Below are 23,383 nucleotides of genomic sequence, written 5' to 3' on the forward strand. Positions count from 1 at the left end.
ATATAATAAATTGTTAATGATATATTATATATAATAACATAAATAAATTCACAAAAAATAAATTTTAAATTTATTGTAGTTATGCTATAATTGGATTAATAAGGTGGTGCAGTATTCTAGTCAGGTAAGTACTTTTGAGGACGGGGCTAAAAATCCGTTGAAGGGCACATCGATGAAGTTCCTTGTGCTGGCTTGTAACGCCCAGTTGTGGGCTTGTGCTGGGAGTAAGGTTGTGGGGCGGCCGCAAAGGCATGCGATACCGACCCTACCACCGTGGAGACCACTGTATGTGCTTTGGGAGAAATACCCAAGGTACGGCAATGGATTAAACCTGCATCGTGGTAAACGAGCTATGTGCAGAGTAGCCTGCCTTGAGTGAGGTGGGGAGAGGTGAGAACAAATCTTGTTATCCTGGCCAGGGTAATGGGGCTATTGCTCACTGAAACCTATGTTGCAAAAGAGGATAAGGGGGTACCTAACTGCTGAGGAAATCTCCTAGACTGTTCCGTGTGAGGCATATTAAGGATTGCAGTGTGGACTAAGTGGTAATCTAGCCCTGTAAGTGGAAACACTACAGATAGAACATTAAAGGGAAACCGTCAAAAATGGCGACATTTTGATTATTCTATGGGAAATCCTGCTAGACCTAAGCCGCAAATTTTACTTAGTATGTTACCACCTTTTATTTATTTTTGGAGGGCTAAATTGGAAAGCGATAGTAGTAGGCGTAATAAAAAAAGCAAAAATAGAGATAATAAAAAAAAGAATAGGAAAGAAGCATTATGGACAGCTAAAATTACAATGTATACTATAATTATTAGTGGAACTGCTTCACTTTTATCAGAATCTACACTTCCAAAGGTCGATGCTTCTTTGGCCTTTATTATATTAGTGTTGATTATTTTTTTGGGTGTTATTTTTGATATAATAGGAACAGCAGTAACAGCGGCAAATGAAGTTCCTTTTCATGCAATGGCTGCTAAAAAAGTAAAGGCAGCAAAAGTAGCAGTAAAGATGATAAGAAATGCTAGTAAGGTTTCAAATTTTTGTAATGATGTTGTAGGAGATGTTTGCGGTATTATAAGTGGATCCGTTGGTGTAGTAATAGTAGCAAAGGTGTTACAAGTTTATCAGAATAGAAATGAAATTCTAATAGCGGCAGGTATTAGTGCAATGATAGCAGGAGCCACTGTTGGTGGTAAAGCTATAGGTAAGAAATTTGCGATTACAAATAGCAATAAGATATTATATACAGTTGCGAAAATAGTATATTTTATAAAATGAGGGTAAAGATAATGTCAATATATTTAGATAAATATGAAGATTTCAATAAAATAAAAGATATGAAACTAGATGAGCTTGAGGAGTTTGCAGAAGAAATAAGACAATTTCTAATTGATCAGGTATCCAAAACCGGTGGACACCTAGCATCTAATTTGGGAGTTGTAGAGCTTACCTTAAGTTTATTTAATGTGTTTGATTTTAATAAGGATAAAATTGTATGGGATGTCGGACACCAGAGTTATGTTCATAAAATTTTAACAGGACGTAAAGATAGGTTTGACACCTTAAGAGAATATAAGGGACTTAGTGGATTTCCAAAGATTGAGGAAAGTAAATATGACATGTTTAATACAGGTCATAGTAGTACATCCATATCGGCAGCATCAGGAATGGCAAGAGCTAGGGATTTAAAAAATGAGAAACACGATGTTATTGCGGTAATTGGAGATGGAGCACTTACTGGTGGAATGGCTTTTGAGGCATTAAATGACATAGGGGATAATAAAACCAAAATGATAGTTGTTTTAAATGATAATCAAATGTCCATTTCACCTAATGTAGGAGGAATGTCAACATATCTTAATGATATAAGAATGGGGATAACTTACAATAAGGTTAAGAGTGATGTTAATGCCACATTGGAGAAAATACCTAAGGTTGGCAAGAGTATGGTTTATTCAATAAATAAGGTGAAAGACTCTGTAAAGCAATTAATGGTTCCTGGCATGCTTTTTGAAAACATGGGTATAAAGTATTATGGTCCTATAGATGGGCATAATATTAAAGAAATGAGTAAGACCTTAAAGAAGGCTCAACAGGTTGAAGGTCCTGTGCTTATTCATGTCATAACCCAAAAGGGAAAGGGGTATGCATATGCAGAACAATTTCCAAATAAGTTTCATGGTGTAGGTCCCTTTAATTGCGAAAATGGAAAGCCTTCATCCAATGGTGGAAAATCCTATTCAAAGGTATTTGGAGAAACCATGATTAAACTTGCAGAAAAAAATAAAAAAATTGTTGCGGTTACGGCTGCAATGCCAGAAGGAACAGGACTTGAAGAATTCTCTAAAATATTCCCAGAACGATTTTTTGATGTGGGTATAGCAGAGCAACATGCGGTGACAATGTCAGCTGGAATGGCATCTCAAGGGTTAAGACCTGTATTTGCAGTGTATTCAACCTTTTTACAGAGAGCATATGATCAGGTGCTTCACGATGTTGCAATTCAAAAATTACCTGTAGTAATAGCTATAGATAGAGCAGGTATTGTAGGGCAGGATGGAGAAACTCATCAGGGTGTATTTGATTTATCATACTTAACCCATATACCAGATATGACGGTTATGAGTCCTAAGTGTACCGAGGAATTGAGATATATGCTTCAGTTTGCAGTTACCCAAAATTATCCTATAGCTATTAGATATCCTAGAGGTGGAGATTTAGCAAATGTTAAACTTTCACCAATGACCTTCTTTAGAAAAGGAAGATGGGAAGTTATAGGTAGAAAAGTAGGGAAAATAGCAATCATTGCAGTTGGTAAAATGGTACAAAATGCAGTTTTAGCTAAAGAACTTCTAATTGAAAAAAATATAGAGTGTACCATAGTAAATGGATGCTTTGTAAAACCTATAGATAAAATTTTAATTAAAGAACTAGTGGAAGAGGGATATTCTATTGTAACCATTGAAGACAATGTAATATCAGGAGGTTTAGGTAGTGAGGTTATTCAATACCTAAATAGTGAGAAACTTATAAAGAAACAAGTCCTAACTTTAGGATTTAGAGATAAATTTATTCAGCATGGTAATGTAGATATATTATATAAAATTAACAAATTAGATCCAGAAGGAATATGCAATAGTATATTAGACTTATTGAACTAAGGAGCAGATATGTCAGAAGAAAAAATTAGATTAGATTTATTAGTAGTGAAGAAAAATTTATCGGTCTCTCGTGAAAAGGCTAGAGAGTATATTTTAACTGGTAAGATATACGTAAATGGCAGAGAAGAGCGAAAATGTGGTCTTAAGGTTAGCGAATTTTCACAAATTGAGATGCGTGGAGAAAAAATTCCATATGTTAGTAGAGGTGGTCTTAAACTTGAAAAGGCCCTTAAAGATTTTGAAATAAATCTTCAAGGGCTTATCTGCTTAGATATAGGAGCTTCAACTGGGGGATTTACAGAATGTATGCTTACTTCAGGTGCTAAAAAGGTATATGCAATAGATGTAGGAAGAAATCAGTTGGCAGAGAAACTAAAAAATGATGAACGAGTTGTTTCAATGGAGGGAACTAATATAAGGGGTATTACCATAGATGAAATTGGAGAGAAATGTGATTTTGCATGTATAGATGTATCATTTATTTCCTTAGACAAGGTTATACCACATGTGATTCCACTTTTAAAAGATAAAGGGGAAGTGGTAGCACTTATAAAACCTCAGTTTGAAGCAGGAAGAGGAAAGGTTTCTAAAAAAGGTGTAGTAAAAAGTATTAAGATTCATGAAGAAGTTATCTTAAACCTAATTACCTTATTAAAGGAAACTGAAATCAATGTGATAAACATAGCTTACTCAGGGATTAAAGGCCCTAATGGAAATATAGAATACCTGGTTAATTTTACGAAAGATTTTACAAAAATAAGCAACTTTAATAGTAGTAATGTAGCAAGTATTGTAAGAGATGCTCACGAGAAGCTTAATTTGGAGGATATATGAAAAAAATAGGTATCAACATCAACACTTCTAAAGATAAGGATCAGAATAAATTAAATTATGTGTGTAACTCCATAAAAGAGGAGTTACCTAACTGTGAGTTATACGTATTCATGGATGGAGAAGGTCTAGAATGTGAAGAAAATAGGTCATTAGACCTATTGGTTACTTTAGGTGGAGATGGAACTATTTTAAGAGCGGCAAGAAAGGTATATAAGTTTGATTTGCCGATTATCGGAGTTAATATAGGTCACTTAGGGTTCTTAGCTAGTGTAGACTTAAGTGACTTTAAAAGTGCTTTAAAGATGATTAAAAATAATCAATTTAAAGTTATGGAAAGAATGATGATTCAAGTTACAGTACCAGGGAAAAAAAGCGAAAATGTTCATGTAGCATTAAATGATGTGGTTATAACAAAAGGAACATTAAGCAGAATGATAACCTATGACATATTTATAGACGATAGTTTTTACATAAGCTATAAGGCAGACGGACTAATTGTATCAACACCTACAGGTTCTACAGCATATTCACTATCTGCAGGAGGACCTATTGTATACCCAACAGTAAATTTAATTAGTTTAACTCCTATTTGTCCAATATCAAATGGCGTTGGACCTATTATTTTAGATGCACATAGTAAGATAAAAATCAGATTAAATACCAATGAAGATAACGTATTCTTGACCTGTGATGGTCATCTAGAGCTAGAGTCTGATAAGTATAATGAGCTAATAATTGAATCTATAGAAGAAAAATGTAAAATGATTCAATTTAAAGATTATGACTACTTTAAAATATTAAGAAAAAAAATAATTTCAAGATCTATGGATTGTGAGGAGAAAATTGATGAAAGAAAATCGCCATAGTATTATATTGGATATAATAAAAAATCAAGATATTGAAACACAAGATGATTTAGCCGATAGATTAAAAGCTCAAAATATAAATGTAACTCAAGCAACTGTATCTAGAGATATAAAAGAATTAAACCTTATAAAAACATTATCACATACAGGAAAATATAAGTATGCTCAGGTTAGTGCTAATAAAAACTCAAGCGTTAATGCTCTATCATATATATTTTCAAATACTGCAATATCTATAGAACGAGTTGGAACGATGTTGATTATAAAGACGATTTCTGCATCAGCCTCTGTGGCTGCAGAAGCTATTGATTCCTTCAATTTAGAGGGGGTAGCTGGAACTATTGCTGGTGATAATACTATGTTTGTAGTTGTACGAACTGAGGAAAAGGCTGAAGAGTTAAGAATTGAGATACAAAAATTAATTAAATAGATGAGGAATGATAGGAATGCTTTTACAACTAAATATCATGAACTTTGCTTTAATAGAAAATCTTTCTATAGATTTTTCTAAAGGTTTCAACGTATTATCGGGAGAAACTGGAGCAGGTAAATCCATTTTAATTGATGCTATTAACTTCGTACTGGGAGGGAAATTTAATAAAAATCTGATAAGAGTAGGAGAAGATAAGACTGTTGTAGAAGCAGTTTTTTCTATTGAAAATCAAAAAACCAGGGATGTATTAAAAGAACTTGATATAAATGATGAAGGAATAGTAATACTAAGTAGAGAGAGTTTTCATTCGGGAAAAACCATTGCAAAGGTTAATAATAAATCTTTACTACTAGCTAAGGTAAAGTTGGTAAGTGAAACCATAATAGATATTCATGGACAACATGAAAATCAAAATTTATTAGATAGTTCAAAGCATATCAACTATGTGGATTCATTTGGTCAAGAAGAACTAGGGGATAAGCTGTTAGAATATGAGCAATACTACACAAAGTATGGCGAAATTGAAAAGAAAATAAATAATCTACAGGGTAATGATGGGGAAAGAGAGAAAAAGATAGATTTCCTTAAATTCCAAATAGATGAGATTAATAGTATAAAACCTAAGATAGGTGAGGATGATGAGTTATCTAAGAAGTTTAATTTACTATCTAATGGTGAAAAAATAAAAAAGGCTTTAGAAAAAAGTTATGGATTACTTAAAGATAATGAGGAGAGTAGGGTCTCTATTATAGATTCTCTTATGTATGTGATTAGAGAACTAAAGTCAATTGAAATCCATCATGAAGAAGTAAAGAGTGTAGTTTCTTCATTAGAAGAAAGCTATTATTCTCTAGAAGATAATATTAGTACTATCAGTGACTTAAAAGAAAATACAGATTATGATATGGGAGAACTAGAATTTATAAATTCTAGAATGTATCAACTATCTAGCTGTAAGAAGAAGTATGGTCCTAGATTAGAAGATGTAATAAATTATAGAAATTCTATGGAAGAACAATATTATGAACTTGTAAATAGTGGAGAAATAATAGAAAAATTTTTAAAAGAAAAACAAGATTTATATGAAGAGTTAATAAAAATTTCTGAGGATATTCATAATATAAGAATAAGTATAAGTGCTGATCTTCAAAGAGAGATTAAGAAAGAATTAGATTATATAGGACTTGAAAAGAGTACCTTTAGAATTGATGTTGTATATACAGAAAATTTAACACCAAAGGGAAGAGATAGAATTCAGTTTAATATTTCAACTAACCCTGGACAGCCATTACAGCCTTTAGAGGAAGTAGTTTCAGGTGGAGAATTATCAAGAATTATGCTAGCTCTTAAAACTGTATTTGTAGATAAGGATCATATTCCTTCAGTTATATTTGACGAAGTAGATACAGGAATAAGTGGAAGAATAGCTCAAAGAGTTGGAGAAAAAATGGTACTTATATCAGAAAATCACCAAGTATTTTGTATAACACATTTACCTCAAATTGCAGCTTTAGCAGATTCAAATTATTTAATAGAGAAAAATAGTACTGATGTTACCACATTTACAGAAGTTAAAAAGTTGAAGTCTGAAGAAGTAGAATATGAAGTGGCTAGAATAATTGGTGGAAGTGAGGTTACGTCAATAACTCTTCAGAATGCTAGAGAAATGATTTTAAAAGCTTATGAAATAAAAAAAATATTAAGAAAATAAAAAAACTATTAGTGAATATATAATATAAAAATGTAAAACACTATAAACTATTATAACTATAGTTTATAGTGTTTTATTCTATTGTAAAAAATTCTAGTAACAAAGTTTTTTGGGTTTAAATGAAAAAGAACTCTAACATAAAAAAACTTCATGGGGGAAAATTAAAGTTAAACATTCTTAATAGGAGGTAAAGCATTATGAAAAAGTTTAGTAATATTTTATGTTTGATATTTACTACAGTATTCATCTTTGTAGCTATAAACTGCTATAATGAAGTTTTGTATAGATATCATGGTGAAGCAGTACCTTCAATAAATAATTACTCAAGTTCCATGAATGCTAAAGTTAATTTTTCGAAAATCGTAAAAGTTGGAAAAACAGATTATGCTAAAACCTCTGATATTATGGTCTATCCTGGAGGAAAACCTCTTGGGATAAAGATAAATACAAAAGGAGCTCTAGTCATTGCTTTATCAGATATTGAAATTGAAGGTGACAAGATTCAAAGTCCAGCCGCCGTTGCTGGAATAGCAATTGGTGACAGTATAATGAAGATTAATGGTGATGACATAAAAAAGGCGGAGGATATAGCCACTTATGTTAATAGAGCTAATGGGGAAAAAATAAAGATTACAGTTAATAGAAAAGGTAAAGAAATGGATTTTATAATAAATCCAATAGTTAGCAAAAATGATGAAAATTACAAAATAGGACTTTGGGTTAGAGATTCCGTAGCTGGAGTTGGAACATTAACGTTTTATCACAAGGAAAGTGGAAAGTTTGGGGCATTGGGACATCCTATTACAGATATAGATACTAGTACAATTATGTCTGTAGGAAAAGGTGAAATTGTGAATTCTAATATTGTATCAGTAAGAAAAGGAGCAAAAGGAAATCCTGGAGAGTTAAGGGGAATTTTCACAGAAGATAATGTATTGTTAGGTAGCATTAAAACCAATACTTCTTGCGGTATATTTGGAGAAGGAAATGATAATCTTATAAGTAGTAATTTTAATCAACCTATGAAAGTTGGATTTAAAGATGAAATAAAAGTAGGGAAAGCGCAGATTTTAACAACTATAGATGGTAAAGAACCTGAACTATTTGATATAGTTATAGAAAAACTTTTAAATCAAAGTGAACCTGACGGCAAAAGTATGATTATAAAAGTTACTGATCCAGTATGTCTTGAAAAAACCGGGGGAATTATTCAAGGAATGAGTGGAAGTCCTATAATACAAAACAATAAAATAGTAGGAGCTGTTACACATGTTCTTGTAAATAAACCTGATACAGGATATGGAATTTATATGGATTGGATGATTGATGAAATAAAATAAATAATAAAGTAATAAGAAGTTATTGTGAAAAAAATGTAAAAATTTCTTAGGGAATATAAAAATAAAAATTATAAATATAATATAAACACTTTATTATAAATTTATATAGTATAGTGTTTATATTTGACATAAATTAATGGTATAATATAGAAAAGGGTGAATTATAAAAAAAAATATTTTTTTTTATAAGATAAGAAGGAGTTTTATTGTTTTTGTCGAAAATATATATATATACAATATGGAAAAAATTACAAGAAGGGGAGTTGTAACATGGAGCAAAAAAGCATTAATGTGCTAATTGCAGATGATAATAAGGAGTTTTGCAATATTTTAAGTGATTATTTTTTAAGTCAGAAGGATATAAATGTGGTGGGGGTAGCAAAAGACGGAATAGAAGTTCTAGAGCTGATAGAACATTCTAAGCCAGATTTAGTTGTACTTGATATTATAATGCCGCATTTAGATGGACTTGGAGTACTTGAAAGATTAAATACGATGAATTTAAATCCAATGCCGAGGATAATTATATTATCTGCAGTTGGACAAGATAAAATAACTCAAAGAGCTATTTCATTAGGTGCGGATTACTATGTGGTTAAGCCTTTTGATATGGATGTTTTATCAAATAGAATAAGGGATATGTTTAATAGTACAATTGCAAGTGATTCAGTTAGAAGAAATTCGGTTCCACAAAATAATCAATCAACATCAATGTTAGATGTTAAAACAAGATCTAATAATGTAACTTTAGATTTAGCGGGAGAAATTACTAGTATAATTCATGAAATAGGTGTGCCTGCCCATATTAAAGGATATATGTATTTAAGAGAGGCAATTACATTAGTTGTTAATGATATTGAATTATTATCAGCGGTAACTAAAGAATTATATCCAGCTATTGCTAAGAAGTATAATACTACTGCTAGTAGAGTTGAAAGAGCTATAAGACATGCAATAGAAGTAGCATGGAGTAGAGGACAAGTTGATACTATCAACAAACTATTTGGCTATACTATTCACAATGAAAAAGGTAAGCCAACTAATAGTGAATTTATCGCGATGGTAGCAGACAAGCTAAGACTTAAAAATAAAGTAAGCTAATATAATTATAATAAATTAGTTAAATTATTTTATAACAACAAAATATATATAATAGATTTTAAGACATCATCCAATTTATAAAACATTTTGGAGGTGTCTATTTTTGTGTTCGAAACAAAAATAATCTAACACAGGCTAAAATTGTAATTATAGGCAATAAACCTACATAGACATGCTGTACAATTATATTTACAATATAATTAACAAAAGAAAGATGAATTCGTTTAGCTTATGCTACACGAGATATTAAAAGGAGAGATAATGCTATGAATTTTTATAAAATGAACTATGACACTATTCTAGAGAAATTAGCCAATGCTTTCGTTACAGATATAAGTGAATACCATAATATTTCTGATAAATATATTGAATATGTTAGAAGTAGCAAGATATTAAGTGAAATTTCTGAAGAGGAAGATAGAATAGAGTTAATAAATGATGTGTTTGCACATATAATAAAATTAGTGAATAGTAAAGTGTACCATATAAACAGAACTTCATTTCAAGAGATTGCTATAGAACTAGGATCATAATACGAAGGCGAAAAATAGGTGAAACAGGAATAGCAGATAAATAAAAATAATATATGTGGAAAATTATACATATATAATATAAAGTGATTTTTCAAGGTGATAAGTAACTAAGTTTATTTATTATCTTTTTTATTTTTCAAATTATATAAGTATAAATGTCATAACTGAAAATACAGATAGATTTAATAATATAATTATAAATTCACAATATAGGATATATAGATAATGATAAAATATAAACTCTTATATTCATTATATGAATAACTAGTATATATGGTGTTTTTCATTATTTATGATAAAATTAAGAAAAAGAAGTTAAAGGGAGGGTAGTCCTATAAAATGAAGAATTACTTTTAAGAAATAGAGAGAAATTTATTTTATAGAGAGCGATATGGAATTATTAGAGAAAACTATCAGTGAAGAATATAAATTTAAGGGTACAATGATAAATTTAAAGGTTCAGAAGGTAGAGCTTCCAAATGGAAGATTTAGTAGTAGAGAAATAGTAGAACATCCCGGTGGAGTGGCAATAGTTGCATACTTAGACGAGGAAACCTTAATTCTTGTAGAACAGTATAGAAAGCCTGTTGATAGAATACTTTTAGAAATACCGGCAGGTAAGCTAGAAAGAGGAGAAGACTCTAGAATTTGTGGAATTAGAGAGTTAGAAGAAGAAACAGGGTATAAAGCAGAAACTTTTGAGTATTTGGGAAAGATTGTAACAACACCTGGATTTAGTAATGAATATATATATTTTTATAAAGCTACTAATCTATACAAGGGTGAATTTAATATGGATGAGGATGAATTTATCAATATTAAGACCTATAAAATTAATGAAATTAAAGAAATGATTAAAAATGGAGAAATTGTAGACGGAAAAACTATTGCAGCATTATCGTATATTTAAGAAATACTGTAAATTTTAATTTATTTAAGTAAAATTACTCCTTAGAATGAATATGAAAATGAATTTTATTGATTAATAACAAATGTATAGATGTAAAATTGTATTTAAAACAATATTAACATCTATATTTTTTTGGAATATTACGATTACATTAGTCATAAACATTAATAAATTCGTAAACAAACTAAGGGGGAATATGTATGACATTTAGAAGCTTATTAGATGGTTTTAATAAACACTTTTATGAGAATATTTGGTTATATTTGATTACAATACTCTTTATGGCTACAGGGATGATTGTTGGCTTGTACTGTGTTAAGTATATGGGGGATGTGGACAAAAATACCTTAATTAACTATATAACTGCTTTAAGTTCATCTTCGGCATCAAATAAAGAAGTGTTAATTGGAACATTGAAAAATAATTTACCGTTTATAATTGGATTTTGGTTTTTGGGATTAACAATAGTGGGAGCTCCTGTGATTATATTACTTAATATTTATAAAGGTTTTTCTTTAGGATTTACTTTCAGTTTTTTTATATATGGATTAAAGGAAAGAGGATTATTACTTGCAATTTTGGGAGTACTACCACAAAATATTATATATATACCATGCTTAATATTCTTGTCAGTATTAGCACTTCAGTTTTCTATTGGGAGTGTAAAGGAAAAGTTTAGCAAACGTTTTGTATCTAGAACTAATAGTAGTGTGAGGATGTATACCATAATATTTGTAGTTACTACAGGAGTAATGTTCATTGGATTTTTATTTGAGGCGTTTTTAACACAGGAGCTTGTAAAATTTGCATTAAAGGGTTTAGGTACCTAAGTTATGAGAGATGACATTAAGAAGTTTATAATTCTGTATATAGAGTGCTTTCTTATACTGTTTATTATGGGTATTGTAATTCCTCATGCATTAGAGCAGGTACTAAATCAAATTTATGACCAACAACAAATTCATCAGAATAGTATTTTAGTAGGTAGACAACTAAGCAAGCCACTTCAAATTTTATATAAATATGTGTATACATTTACTTCAATAGTTAGATAAATATATATTTAACCTTCAGATGGGCATTATAAGTTTATCTGAAGGTTAAAACTTTTTATGAATTTTATATTTTATATTGTGTCTGTGATGAAATTCTGATAAACTAAAGTCTTAGATTTATAATAAACTTCAATTTATAATCATAAAAAAATATTTAGTTATATAAAATTCATATAAATGTGGTAATATATATAATATATAGATGTTGGTGTCGAAAAAGAAAGGAAGTATATCATGGATAGAAAAGTAGTTTTAGTTGTATTAGATAGTGTTGGTATTGGAGAACTTCCAGACGCAAAACTTTATGGAGATGAAGGAAGTAATACATTAGGAAACATAGCAAAGAATGTTAAGGGATTTTCTATTCCAAACTTAGAAGCATTAGGAATAGGAGCAATTGATGGAGCTGTAAACCTTATAAAGTGCGAAAATCCAGAGGGAGTATATGGTAGATGCAGTGAACTTTCAAAGGGAAAGGACACTATAACAGGTCATTGGGAAATGGCTGGAGTTATCTTAGAAAAGCCTCTTAATACTTATCCAGATGGATTTCCAAAACATATTATGGATGAATTTGAAGAAAAAATAGGTAGAAAAACTATAGGTAATGTGGTAGCATCAGGAACATCTATAATTGAAGAACTAGGTGAAGAACATGTTAAAACAGGATACCCGATAATATATACATCAGCAGATAGCGTATTTCAAATTGCAGCCAATGAGGACATTATTCCACTAGATGAGTTATATAAAATGTGCACCATTGCAAGAGAGATGCTTGTAGGTGATAACATGGTGGGAAGAGTAATTGCAAGACCTTTTAAAGGAATGAGAAAAGGTGAATTTGAAAGAACTTCAAATAGACATGACTATGCTCTTGAGCCATTTAATAAAACAATCCTTGAATATATAAGTGAAGCAGGATTTCCAGTAATGGCTGTAGGTAAGATTAAAGATATATTTACAGGCAAAGGCGTTACAGAATCTGTATCTATAAATAATAATATGGATGGAGTAGATAAAACCTTGAAAATGATGAAATCTCATTCTAATGGTTTTGTATTTACTAATCTTGTGGATTTTGATATGAAATTTGGTCATAGAAACGATGTAGTTGGATATGCTAAATCTTTAGAGGAATTTGATGATAGAATACCAGAACTTAAATCTGCTTTAAGAGAAAATGATATACTAATAATTACTGCAGACCATGGTTGTGACCCAACCACTGAAGGTACAGATCATTCAAGAGAATATATTCCATTACTTGTATATGGGAAAAACATTAAGGAAAATGTAAATATTGGCACAAGGAATGGATTTTGTGATATAGGTAAAACTGTTTTAGAATTACTAAATATTGATAACGAGCTAGTGGGAGAGAGTTTTAAACATTTACTTATATAAACATAAAATAAACTTTTGTCTTGGTGTTAAAATAATTAGGAAATTACAATGTAAGATTATTTTATAGTTCTTACATTGTAATTTGCATTTAGATTTAATAGTCTGATTAGTTAATCAGACTCAAGAGTGAATTGAGAAAAACCAGAGTATTGTAATGTTTTAGTAATATAATAAAATATAAAATTAAACAATAAAGGAGAATTTGCAATGGACATGAAAGTTATAAATGAAAGCGTAGAATACATAAAAGGAAAGTTAGATTTCAAACCAGAAATAGGAATAATACTTGGATCAGGTTTAGGAGATATGGCAGATAAAGTAGAGGACAGAGTAGTAATTAAATATTCAGAGGTACCTAATCTTCCAGTTTCTACAGTACATGGTCATGCTGGACAATTTGTATGTGGAACTTTAGAAGGTAAAAAAGTTATTATGATGCAAGGTAGATTCCACTACTATGAAGGTCATGATATGGGTGTATTAGCACTTCCAATCCACATCATGAAGTATCTAGGTATTACATCTTTAATGGTAACAAATGCTTGTGGTGGAGTTAATACTAGCTTTGTACCAGGCGATTTAATGATAATCACAGACCACATAAACTTTACAGGTGCAAATCCTTTAATAGGTAAAAATGAAGAAGAAATAGGACCAAGATTCCCAGATATGTCTACAGCTTATGATAGAGAATATGCGAAACTTGCTAAGAAAGTTGGAACATCTCTTGATATAGAATTAAAAGAGGGAGTTTACATGATGTTTACTGGTCCAACTTACGAAACACCAGCAGAAGTTAGACTTGCAAGAATACTAGGAGCTGATGCAGTAGGAATGTCTACAGTGCCAGAAGTTATTGCAGCAAATCACTGTGGACTTAGAATAATTGGAATTTCATGTATAACAAATATGGCAGCAGGGATTTTAGACCAACCATTAAATCATGAAGAGGTTATAGAAACTTCAACTATGGTAAAATCTAAATTTGTATCTTTAGTTAAGGGTATAGTTAAAAGCTTATAATGATTTTAGGTAAATATAGAAAATTATAGAGTGGGGTAGTATTATGAGAATGTATGATCTGATTTTAAAAAAGAGAAACGGTGGAGAACTTTCAACAGAAGAGATAAACTATTTCATAGAAAATTACACAAAAGGTAATATTCCAGATTATCAAGTATCAGCACTTTTAATGGCTATATACTTTAAAAAAATGAATAAAAGAGAGACATCAGAATTAACTATGGCTATGGTAAACTCTGGTGATATGTTAGATTTAAGTGCAATAGAGGGAGTTAAAGTTGATAAGCATAGTACTGGTGGGGTAGGAGATACTACAACACTAGTTCTTACACCAATGGTTGCATCTCTTGGAATTCCAGTGGCTAAAATGTCAGGAAGAGGACTTGGACACACTGGAGGAACTATTGATAAGCTTGAATCTTTTAAGGGCTTTTCAGTGGAAATGCCTACAGAAAAATTTATTGATAACGTTAATACTATTAAAATAGCAGTCGGTGGCCAAACCGGAGATTTAGCACCGGCGGACAAAAAGCTGTACGCTCTAAGAGATGTAACAGCAACTGTAGACAATGTGTCATTAATTGCTTCTAGTATTATGAGTAAGAAAATAGCCTCGGGAGCAGATGCAATTGTTTTAGATGTTAAAGTAGGGGATGGGGCCTTCATGAAAACCACAGAGGCAGCTAAAGAACTGGCGGCAGAGATGGTTTCTATTGGTAAGCATGTTGGACGTAATACTATAGCGGTAATATCTGATATGGATCAACCACTAGGACTTGCCATTGGTAATGTATTAGAGGTAGAAGAAGCTATAAATACACTTAAGGGTAAGGGACCAGAGGATTTATTAAATCTATCATTGGCTCTTGGAAGTCGTATGGTAATGTTAGCTGGGAAAGCAAAAACTGTGGAAGAAGCAGAGAATATGCTAAAAGAAACTATAACTTCAGGAGCAGCCATTAACAAGCTTAAAGAGTTTGTAAAAGCTCAAGGTGGAGATATAGAATGCATAGATAATACAGATTTATTCCCTAAATCTAAATATGTAGTACCTGTGCTTTCAGAAGAAGCTGGAGTAGTTAAAAAAATACATGCAGAAAATCTAGGAATAGTAGCTATGGAGCTTGGAGCAGGAAGAGCTACAAAGGAAAGTGTTATAGATCTAGCAGTGGGAATAGTTCTAAACAAGAAACGTGGAGATAGAGTAGTACAAGGTGATGTAATTGCTTATATACACAGCAATAAAGAAGAACTTATAGAAAAAGCTAAAGCGGGTATCCTAAGTAACTATAAAATCGTTGAAGGCTATGAGAATAATATACCATTAATTCATGAGGTAATTAGCTAAGGTTATTTATACTTAAATAGATATAATAAGTAATTAATTAAGAATAGATAAAAGGTTGGAGTTTTCTTCAACCTTTTTATTTTACCAATTTGTACTAGATGGAAAATTTCTAAATTTTAAGGATAATTTTTTAGATTGAGGTAAAAATAACCTCATAATAATTATTTTGGAGGTTAGTCATGAAAAAGAATAAAATTATTTCAACTTTATTATTATCCCTAATACTTTCATTACAGGCTATAATGTTACCAAGTGCTTTTGCAGATGATAAAGATATAAAAACTGGGCCTGCTAATAATGTGGTAGGTTTTGAACCTCAAGCTAAATCAGTAATACTTTTAGAACCAAATTCAGGAAAAGTTATTTATGAAAAGAACTCAGAAGAGCAATTTGCACCAGCATCTGTAACAAAAATAATGACAATGTTACTTGCAATGGAACAACTAGATAGTGGAAAAATAACACTTCAGGATAAAATAGTTTGTAGTGAAAAAGTTAAATCCATGGGTGGAAGTAGTATGATACTTGATACTGGAGAAGTAAGAACTGTAGAAGAAATTCTGAAGGGTATTGCTATTGCTTCAGGAAATGATGCAGCAGTTGCTATGGCAGAATTTTTAGAGGGAAGTGAAGAAGCTTTCGTTGTAAAAATGAATGAAAAAGCTAAGGAACTTGGTATGGTAAATACTCATTTTGAGAATTCTACAGGTCTTAGTGCACCAGGTCATCTAAGTACAGCAAAAGATATATCTATAATGTCTAGAGAACTTTTAAAACATCCAACAATATTAAAATACTCTTCTATATACATGGAAACAATCTCGGAAGGTAGAATGAGTCCAATAGAACTTGTTAATCATAATAAATTGGTAAGGTTTTACAAAGGCTGTGATGGTTTAAAAACAGGGTTTACTCAAGAAGCTATGTATTGTATATCAGCAACAGCTACTAGAGACAATGTTAGAATGCTTACAGTAATTATGGGTGCACCTTCATATAAACAAAGAAATGCAGATGCAAGTAAGCTCATGGATTTTGGATTTTCTAAATATCAAAGTAAGACTATAGTTACTAAGGATGAAGATGTAGAACAAGTACCACTAAATAAAAGAGGTGACTCCTTCTATATAGCAAAAGCAAAAGATGATTTAAAAGTAACTATAGAAAAAGGTGCAGAAGAACAGATAAGCAAAAAAATAACCATAAACCCTGATTTGAAGAAAATAAATCAAGGTGATGTGGTTGGATATTGTGAAGTTTACAATGGAGAAGAATTACTAGGTAAAGTAGAACTTTGTAGTGATAGAGAAGTGAAACAATCTCAATTTTTAAAGAATATGAAGGATATGTTGTCAAATATCTTTGATCACTCAATTTAAATAAAGTTCTTAATTTGAAAACCAGCATCAAATATCTAAACTAAGTCAGTCATAATATACATCCCCATGTAATATATAACTGATGTTTAACTAAGAAAGTCATTCTAAGTTTTAGGATGACTTTCTTAGTTATGTACTTGAAATTAATAAAATTTGAAAAGGAAAGAATTTAAGTAAGAAATCTTATTTTAATTTATTTATAGAAACATATAACAATAGGAATCTTAATATGAGTATAAATTTAATCTATAATAATAATTGTCATAATTGGAAATGTAGACTGTGTCTCTTCGTGTACTTTTAATTAATTTTATAGTATAATTTACAATGATGACTTTTACAAGAAAGGAAGGTGAGAAAATGGCGTTGACAATTAAAACTTCAAATTTTGAAGGACCCTTTGATCTTTTACTACATTTAATTAAGAAAAACCAAATGGACATATATAACATAAGCATTTTAGAAATAACAAGTCAGTACATAGGGTATTTAAATGAGATGAAGGAATTGGATCTTGATATTGCTTCAGAGTTTATTGTTACGGCAGCTACCTTAATTGAGTTAAAGTCTAAAGTATTACTTCCTAAGAATAAGGAGCCAGAAACTGAAGAAGTAGATGATGCACAGGAGCTTATAAACAAGCTAGTTCAATATAAAAAGTTTAAAAATGCAGCAGAGTTTTTAGGGACAAGGCAATTGAATACAGGAGTTACCTTTACCAAAAGGCCTGAAATAATTGAGGATACTAGAGAAAAAAAAGAGGATGCAAAAGATTTATTAAAAAACATAACCATGATGGATCTTTATAATATGTATATTGAACTCATGGAAATATATAAGAATAAAATGAATGATAACTTTAATATGGCAGAAAGAATACAAATTGAAGTATTTAAAATAGAAGATAAGATGGATCATTTAAAGCAGATATTACATAATAAAAAGAATACTACCTTTGCAAGTATTATTCAGAATAATAAAAGTAAAACCGAGGTTATTGTAACATTCCTAGCCCTTCTAGAGCTGATAAAGCTAAAGGATGTTAAGGTAGTTCAGCATGGAAACTTTAGTGATATATATTTAGAAGGAGTGAGTACGGATGAGTAAAGATGTGTCTACAAGAGATAATGAAAAAGAAATTAATAGTAACATAGATATTCAACCAAAGAGCAAGGTTGAAGAGATAATTAATGAACTTGATTATCAACTTAATTATCTTATGGGGGAAGATAAATATGAAAGATATTTTTCAATTATAGAGTCTCTTTTATATGTAAGTGGGGACCCACTTGGGATTGATACAATAGCTAACATCTTAGAATGTTCTGTAGATTTTGCTACAGATTTATTAAAGGTTCTGGAAAGAGTATATGAAAAGGATCAATCTCGAGGAATTAAATTAATATGTATAAATAAGGCTTATCAATTTGGAACAAAGCCTATAAATAGTGATTACGTACAAATGCTTTTAAAAACTAATGTAAGGCAGTCATTGTCAAGAGCATCTCTTGAAACCTTATCAATCATTGCCTATAAGCAGCCTATAACTAGGATTGAGATAGAGGACATAAGGGGAGTTAAAAGTGATAGAGCTATTTATACACTTGTGGAAAAAGGATTAATAAGGGAATGTGGGAAGAAGAATGTAATAGGACGACCAAACCTTTATGCTACCACAGATGAGTTCTTAAAACACTTTGATTTTACATCATTAGGAGAACTTCCATACTTAGACAACTTCATTGAAGATGAAGTTGAGGTTGATAATGAAGAATCTACAGTTAAACAAGATTAGAATGAAAAGTGCAAATAGAATTAATTACATATTATTTTCTAAAAGAAGAAAGGTTAAAATAAATTTTAATTATTTTAACCTTTCTATTTTAGTTTGATAGGATTAATCGCAAGGATCGCATGGGTTATAAACTTCTGAATAGTAATCATCATCATTTTTATGTAAAAATTCAGAAATCATGTCAATTGCTTGTGGCACTACATCTAGTAGTCTATCATAAGGATTACTTTCATTTACTGAAAGGAACCTTATATTATTTCCGTTACAAACTAGGAAACCTACTGGTTTTAGAGATATTCCAGCACCGGATCCACCGGCAAAGGGATGTCTATTAGAAGAATCCACTGAGGTATTCTTAAACTCACTACCACCAGATGCAAAGCCAAAGGAAACTTTGGAAATTGGAATAATTGTTGTACCGTCTGGGGATGTAATAGGATTACCGATGACTGTGTCTACATCTATCATGTCTTTGATATTTTCCATAGTTGATTTCATTAAATTTTCTATTGGATGACTATCCATTTTAAAATTCCTCCTTTAAATTAACATTTTTATAGAAAGAATGTTTTCTTCCTTTTTTATAACCGTAAAAAATTACTGTAATTATATATATAATTGTTGCTATATTTATAAAAATTATACTAGAGCTTTTAAACTTAAAAAAGTTTTCATTATATCTTGTATTTATGGAAGAATCGAAATCATTTACCTTGAAGAATAGATTTAAAATAACTGCAATATAACCTGTAAATTGATGAAGAAGTCCATAAACTACTGCATTTACAGCAGCATCTTCAATGGAATATTCTACGTTAATTTTAGTGCGTATAGAAGCTTTTAGTTTTGAATTAATAATAAACTCAAAAATATCCTTAATATCTCTTAATTTAAATTTTGAAATTTCTTCTCTACCAAAAGTTTCGGTATATTTTTTAGGCTTTTCTTTTCTCTTTTTCCTAGCTTTTTTCCGCTTAGATGGAATTATAGTTTTGTTGTATATTTTTAAGGTAAAAATTTCTTTAGAATAGATAAGGGTTATTTTTATAGGAATAGGAAATAATAAAATCAATGTAACTATGGATATAATCCATAAAAAATATTTCATTATTAAACTTTAAACCTCCATAGCATTCTCTTTGAAATTTTAACCAACTAAAGTTTATATATTCATTATTTTAAAGAGAATTTTTATTATTTCATAAATATTTTTGTGAATAAATGTTGTGATAACCATATATAAGATAATTAAAACTCTTGTATTAAAAATAATACTTATATTTAAGGGGAATAATATTTATGCTTAAACTATAAATGGTTTAAATTAAGATAAGTCGAATATAGGAAATTATGCTGGGAGTGTGAAAGATGAAAAAAAGGTTATGGTGTTTTTTATTAGTATTTTTGTTTATGATATCTGCCATGCCAATAGAAGAGGCTTATGCAGCTCAAATTAGAGTAGACGCAGTTTCTGCTATAGCCATTGACTCCGTTACAGGGACAATTCTTTTTGATCAAAATGCCCATAAGGTTATACCGATGGCAAGTACAACTAAAATAATAACAGCATTGGTTGTTTTGGAGTATGGAGATTTGGATAGTGTAGTTGAGATATCTAAAAATGCAGCATCCATAAGAGGATCAAAGGTTGGATATAAAGCAGGAGATAAGGTTACAATAAGAGAACTTTTATATGGACTTATGTTAAAGTCAGGTAATGATTGTGCTATTGCCATTGCAGAAGCAACTAGTGGATCTGTAGAAAAATTTTGTAAGGTCATGAATGAATTTGCAGTATCCATAGGTCTTGTAGATAGCCATTTTGAATCTCCTCATGGATTAGATAGTAATTCTCACTATTCTTCAGCCTACGATTTAGCTATTGCAACAAAAAAAGCAAAGGAAATTGATGAGTTTAATAAGATTGTGTCTACAAAGCTTATATCTGATGAAGAAGGAATTAAATTCTCAAGAGAATTTAATAATATAAATAAGCTATTATATCAGGAACCAAATTGTACAGGAGTTAAAACAGGATATACAGGACAGGCGGGAAAATGTCTTGTAAGTTCCTTTAAAATAGACAAAAATGAAATAATTGTAGTAACTTTAAATTGCGTACCAAGATGGAAGGAAAGTCAAAGAATTTACCAATATGTTAGAGAAAATTATGAGTATGAAAAACTTATTCAAGCAGGAGAAATTGTAGGAGATATAAAAGTTAGAGGAAAAGAAGAAACATTACCATTAGTTGCTTCTGAAGATTTAATATTTCCAGTTAGAAAGGAAGAAAACATTATTAAGGAAGTTGTACTTCCTAAATATGAAATATCAACTCCAATTAGGACCACTGACGATATAGGAATGATAATCATAACCAATGAGTTGAAATCTAAGTATGCAGTGGCACTACATCCAAGTGATGATATTGAAAGAGTAGGATTATGGGATCAAATTAAATATATGATTAATAAGAAGTAGAGTATTTAATAATGTAAAAACTTATATAAAAAATCATGAAAAGCTCAAAGCATGTTATTGCTTTGGGCTTTTCTATTTCTATTTTCATGTTAAGAGTATTTTGTTAATTGTATTTATATTTTATATTTATTTAGATATATACTAAAAAGTTTTTTTATAAATAGTAACAAATAACTTTTTATGAAATACTCTGATAATATAGTGATTTTGGAGGCAAAGTAATGGGCTACGAACCATATAACTGTATAGATTGTGGTAGTGAATACTGTCCTTGTCATTTGGCTGAATCGGGTAATTGTATTTTGTGTTCTCACTTAGATGGTAAAGACTTTTGTGATTGTGTGAATTGGAATGGGGTTTGTATCTACCAAGAATTTGTACAAAATAATTTTAAGGCTAAGGAAGGAAGAAAACACCAGAGATTTCAAGTGGTTTATAAAGAAGTTATAAATGAAAAACTCTTAATGCTAAAAATAAAGGTTACAAATAAATTAGCTAGTGATTTAGTGGGACCAGGAGCATTTATATTTATCAGAAAGGAAGATAGCGAGCAGACCTTTGATACTCCTATATGTGTTATGGATAGTGATACTGGGGAAAATATCATTACCTTGGCAATTGAAATTAAGGGTCTTAAAACTAAGGTTTTGCAAAGTGTTAATGAAGGCGAATATCTTCTTGTAAAAGGACCTTTCTGGAATGGAATTTTAGGTATTGATTCACTGCTTAAAATAAAGAGAAAGCATTGTATTCTTATATGTAGAGGCATAGGGCAAGCACCTATGATACCAGTATTGGAAAAATTGTATAATAACGAGAATGAGATAACTGTGATTCTTGATGAAGGAACCTTAAAGACGATATTTATTGAAGAGGCTCTTAAAAAATATTCTTCGGAGGTCATAAAGACTAATATGTTGCTCATGGGTGGGATTTTAGATGGAAAATGCAGAAAGATTTTAGAGGGAGTTTTAACTAGAAAGGATATTGCCCTTGTACATTGTGATAGCGCAGATGTACTTAGCCATCAGATAATGAAGATAGTAGAAGCCTATGATAAAAATATAGATTTTTCATGCTCAAATAATGAAAAAATGTGCTGTGGAGAGGGAGTTTGTGGATGTTGTACCATCATAAATAATGATGAGAAGCTAAGAAGACTTTGTAAGATGCAAACCAGTCCCAAATATATATTTGAAGGGAGAAGATTGTATTGAAGATAGTTGTAATAGGTGGGGGTTGGTCTGGATGTGCAGCAGCAATATCAGCCAGAAAAGCCGGAGCAGAAGTAGAAATTATAGAAAAAACTGATTTATTACTAGGACTTGGAAATGTAGGCGGAATTATGAGAAACAACGGAAGATATACAGCGTCAGAAGAACTAATTGCATTGGGTGCTGGAGATTTAATTAACATAACTGATGCTAATACTCTCCACAAAAATATAGACTTTCCAGGGCATAAGCATGCTTGGCTTTATAACGTGAATAGAATTGAGCCAGCAGTGAGAAGATATATAGCAAATATGGGTATTAAAATTAGGATAGTAAGCCGTGTTGTGGATGTGGACATGGAAGGAATGAAGATAAAGGGGATTTATCTTAGCAGTGGAGAATACATTGAAGGTGATACATTTATAGAAACTACAGGATCAACAGGGCCTATGGGGAATTGTCTAAGATATGGTAATGGATGTTCTATGTGCATATTGAGATGTCCAGCTTTTGGTCCAAGAGTAAGTGTGAGTTATAGAGCAGGAATTGAAGATATAAAGGGCGAAAGGCAAGAAGATGTTTTCGGAGCTTTTAGTGGCTCTTGTAAGCTTGAGAAAGACACATTGTCTATGGATTTAGTAAACCAATTAAATGAAACTGGAGTTGCAGTTTTAAAGGTTCCAGTTGAGGACATTAATACTGATAAGCTAAAACAAAAGGTTTGTCAACAATATGCCCTTAAAGAATTTGCTGAAAATATTGTACTTTTAGATACAGGTCATGCAA

22 protein-coding genes are annotated in these 23,383 nt (G+C 30.7%); 20 read left to right on the top strand and 2 right to left on the bottom strand.

Features of this window, described 5'->3' with window-relative positions; genetic code table 11:
- Positions 1 to 705 precede the first annotated feature (705 nt).
- From RSD37_RS11125 to scpB, 17 genes are all read left to right on the top strand, one after another.
- Positions 706 to 1,284, top strand: coding sequence for a CNNM domain-containing protein (locus tag RSD37_RS11125; RefSeq protein ID WP_346946811.1), 579 nt, complete (start codon positions 706 to 708; stop codon positions 1,282 to 1,284).
- 11 nt (positions 1,285 to 1,295) lie between these two features.
- Entirely contained in the window at positions 1,296 to 3,167 is a 1,872-nt protein-coding gene (gene dxs, locus RSD37_RS11130) for a 1-deoxy-D-xylulose-5-phosphate synthase (RefSeq protein ID WP_346946812.1), read from the top strand.
- A 9-nt stretch (positions 3,168 to 3,176) separates the two neighbouring features.
- Positions 3,177 to 4,001 carry a TlyA family RNA methyltransferase gene (locus tag RSD37_RS11135; protein ID WP_346946813.1) on the top strand — a complete coding sequence of 275 codons (825 nt, stop codon included), beginning with the start codon at positions 3,177 to 3,179 and terminating at the stop codon, positions 3,999 to 4,001.
- Complete coding sequence (locus tag RSD37_RS11140; protein WP_346946814.1) at positions 3,998 to 4,867, top strand: NAD(+)/NADH kinase; 870 nt, start codon at positions 3,998 to 4,000, stop codon at positions 4,865 to 4,867. The genes RSD37_RS11135 and RSD37_RS11140 overlap by 4 nt, the downstream gene beginning before the upstream one ends.
- Positions 4,848 to 5,297, top strand: a complete 450-nt coding sequence (locus RSD37_RS11145) for an arginine repressor (RefSeq protein ID WP_346946815.1) — start codon at positions 4,848 to 4,850, stop codon at positions 5,295 to 5,297. Before RSD37_RS11140 ends, RSD37_RS11145 begins: the two co-directional genes overlap by 20 nt.
- A 16-nt stretch (positions 5,298 to 5,313) precedes the next feature.
- Positions 5,314 to 7,011 carry a DNA repair protein RecN gene (gene recN, locus RSD37_RS11150; RefSeq protein WP_346946816.1) on the top strand — a complete coding sequence of 566 codons (1,698 nt, stop codon included), beginning with the start codon at positions 5,314 to 5,316 and terminating at the stop codon, positions 7,009 to 7,011.
- Between the two features lie 197 nt (positions 7,012 to 7,208).
- Positions 7,209 to 8,351 (top strand): SpoIVB peptidase, encoded by a 1,143-nt coding sequence (spoIVB, locus tag RSD37_RS11155; protein WP_346946817.1) that lies wholly within the window; start codon positions 7,209 to 7,211, stop codon positions 8,349 to 8,351.
- 270 nt (positions 8,352 to 8,621) lie between these two features.
- A complete protein-coding gene (gene spo0A / locus RSD37_RS11160; RefSeq protein WP_346946818.1) occupies positions 8,622 to 9,452 on the top strand; it encodes a sporulation transcription factor Spo0A in 831 nt (276 codons plus the stop codon).
- A gap of 266 nt (positions 9,453 to 9,718) precedes the next feature.
- Positions 9,719 to 9,985 (top strand): hypothetical protein, encoded by a 267-nt coding sequence (locus RSD37_RS11165; RefSeq protein ID WP_346946819.1) that lies wholly within the window; start codon positions 9,719 to 9,721, stop codon positions 9,983 to 9,985.
- Positions 9,986 to 10,376: 391 nt separating this feature from the next.
- Positions 10,377 to 10,895, top strand: a complete 519-nt coding sequence (locus RSD37_RS11170) for an NUDIX hydrolase (RefSeq protein WP_346946820.1) — start codon at positions 10,377 to 10,379, stop codon at positions 10,893 to 10,895.
- A 200-nt stretch (positions 10,896 to 11,095) separates the two neighbouring features.
- Positions 11,096 to 11,725, top strand: coding sequence for a stage II sporulation protein M (gene spoIIM / locus RSD37_RS11175; protein ID WP_346946821.1), 630 nt, complete (start codon positions 11,096 to 11,098; stop codon positions 11,723 to 11,725).
- 459 nt (positions 11,726 to 12,184) lie between these two features.
- Positions 12,185 to 13,357: a phosphopentomutase gene (locus tag RSD37_RS11180; protein WP_346946822.1), complete on the top strand. Its 1,173-nt coding sequence runs from the start codon at positions 12,185 to 12,187 to the stop codon at positions 13,355 to 13,357.
- A 207-nt stretch (positions 13,358 to 13,564) separates the two neighbouring features.
- Positions 13,565 to 14,380 (top strand): purine-nucleoside phosphorylase, encoded by an 816-nt coding sequence (locus RSD37_RS11185; protein ID WP_346946823.1) that lies wholly within the window; start codon positions 13,565 to 13,567, stop codon positions 14,378 to 14,380.
- Between the two features lie 43 nt (positions 14,381 to 14,423).
- A complete protein-coding gene (locus tag RSD37_RS11190; protein WP_346946824.1) occupies positions 14,424 to 15,728 on the top strand; it encodes a pyrimidine-nucleoside phosphorylase in 1,305 nt (434 codons plus the stop codon).
- Between the two features lie 179 nt (positions 15,729 to 15,907).
- On the top strand, positions 15,908 to 17,107 hold the full coding sequence (locus RSD37_RS11195) for a D-alanyl-D-alanine carboxypeptidase family protein (protein WP_346946825.1): 1,200 nt from the start codon (positions 15,908 to 15,910) through the stop codon (positions 17,105 to 17,107).
- A gap of 360 nt (positions 17,108 to 17,467) precedes the next feature.
- Positions 17,468 to 18,214 carry a segregation/condensation protein A gene (locus RSD37_RS11200; RefSeq protein ID WP_346946826.1) on the top strand — a complete coding sequence of 249 codons (747 nt, stop codon included), beginning with the start codon at positions 17,468 to 17,470 and terminating at the stop codon, positions 18,212 to 18,214.
- A gap of 112 nt (positions 18,215 to 18,326) precedes the next feature.
- Positions 18,327 to 18,902 (top strand): SMC-Scp complex subunit ScpB, encoded by a 576-nt coding sequence (gene scpB / locus RSD37_RS11205; protein WP_346946835.1) that lies wholly within the window; start codon positions 18,327 to 18,329, stop codon positions 18,900 to 18,902.
- A gap of 102 nt (positions 18,903 to 19,004) precedes the next feature.
- On the opposite strand, the gene ytfJ is transcribed toward scpB, so the two are convergent.
- Both ytfJ and RSD37_RS11215 read right to left on the bottom strand, forming a co-directional pair.
- Positions 19,005 to 19,427, bottom strand: a complete 423-nt coding sequence (gene ytfJ / locus RSD37_RS11210; RefSeq protein WP_346946827.1) for a GerW family sporulation protein — start codon at positions 19,425 to 19,427, stop codon at positions 19,005 to 19,007.
- 1 nt (position 19,428) lies between these two features.
- Entirely contained in the window at positions 19,429 to 20,010 is a 582-nt protein-coding gene (locus RSD37_RS11215; RefSeq protein ID WP_346946828.1) for a DUF2953 domain-containing protein, read from the bottom strand.
- 260 nt (positions 20,011 to 20,270) lie between these two features.
- On the opposite strand from RSD37_RS11215, the gene RSD37_RS11220 reads away from it, so the two are divergent.
- The 3 genes from RSD37_RS11220 to RSD37_RS11230 all read left to right on the top strand — a co-directional run.
- Positions 20,271 to 21,383, top strand: a complete 1,113-nt coding sequence (locus RSD37_RS11220) for a D-alanyl-D-alanine carboxypeptidase family protein (protein WP_346946829.1) — start codon at positions 20,271 to 20,273, stop codon at positions 21,381 to 21,383.
- Positions 21,384 to 21,604: 221 nt separating this feature from the next.
- Complete coding sequence (locus RSD37_RS11225; RefSeq protein WP_346946830.1) at positions 21,605 to 22,600, top strand: sulfide/dihydroorotate dehydrogenase-like FAD/NAD-binding protein; 996 nt, start codon at positions 21,605 to 21,607, stop codon at positions 22,598 to 22,600.
- The coding region (locus RSD37_RS11230) for an FAD-dependent oxidoreductase (protein WP_346946831.1) at positions 22,597 to 23,383 on the top strand (787 nt) is incomplete at its 3' end. The genes RSD37_RS11225 and RSD37_RS11230, both read left to right, overlap by 4 nt.

The organism is Clostridium sp. (assembly GCF_036646415.1).
Lineage (GTDB): Bacteria > Bacillota > Clostridia > Clostridiales > Clostridiaceae > Clostridium_J.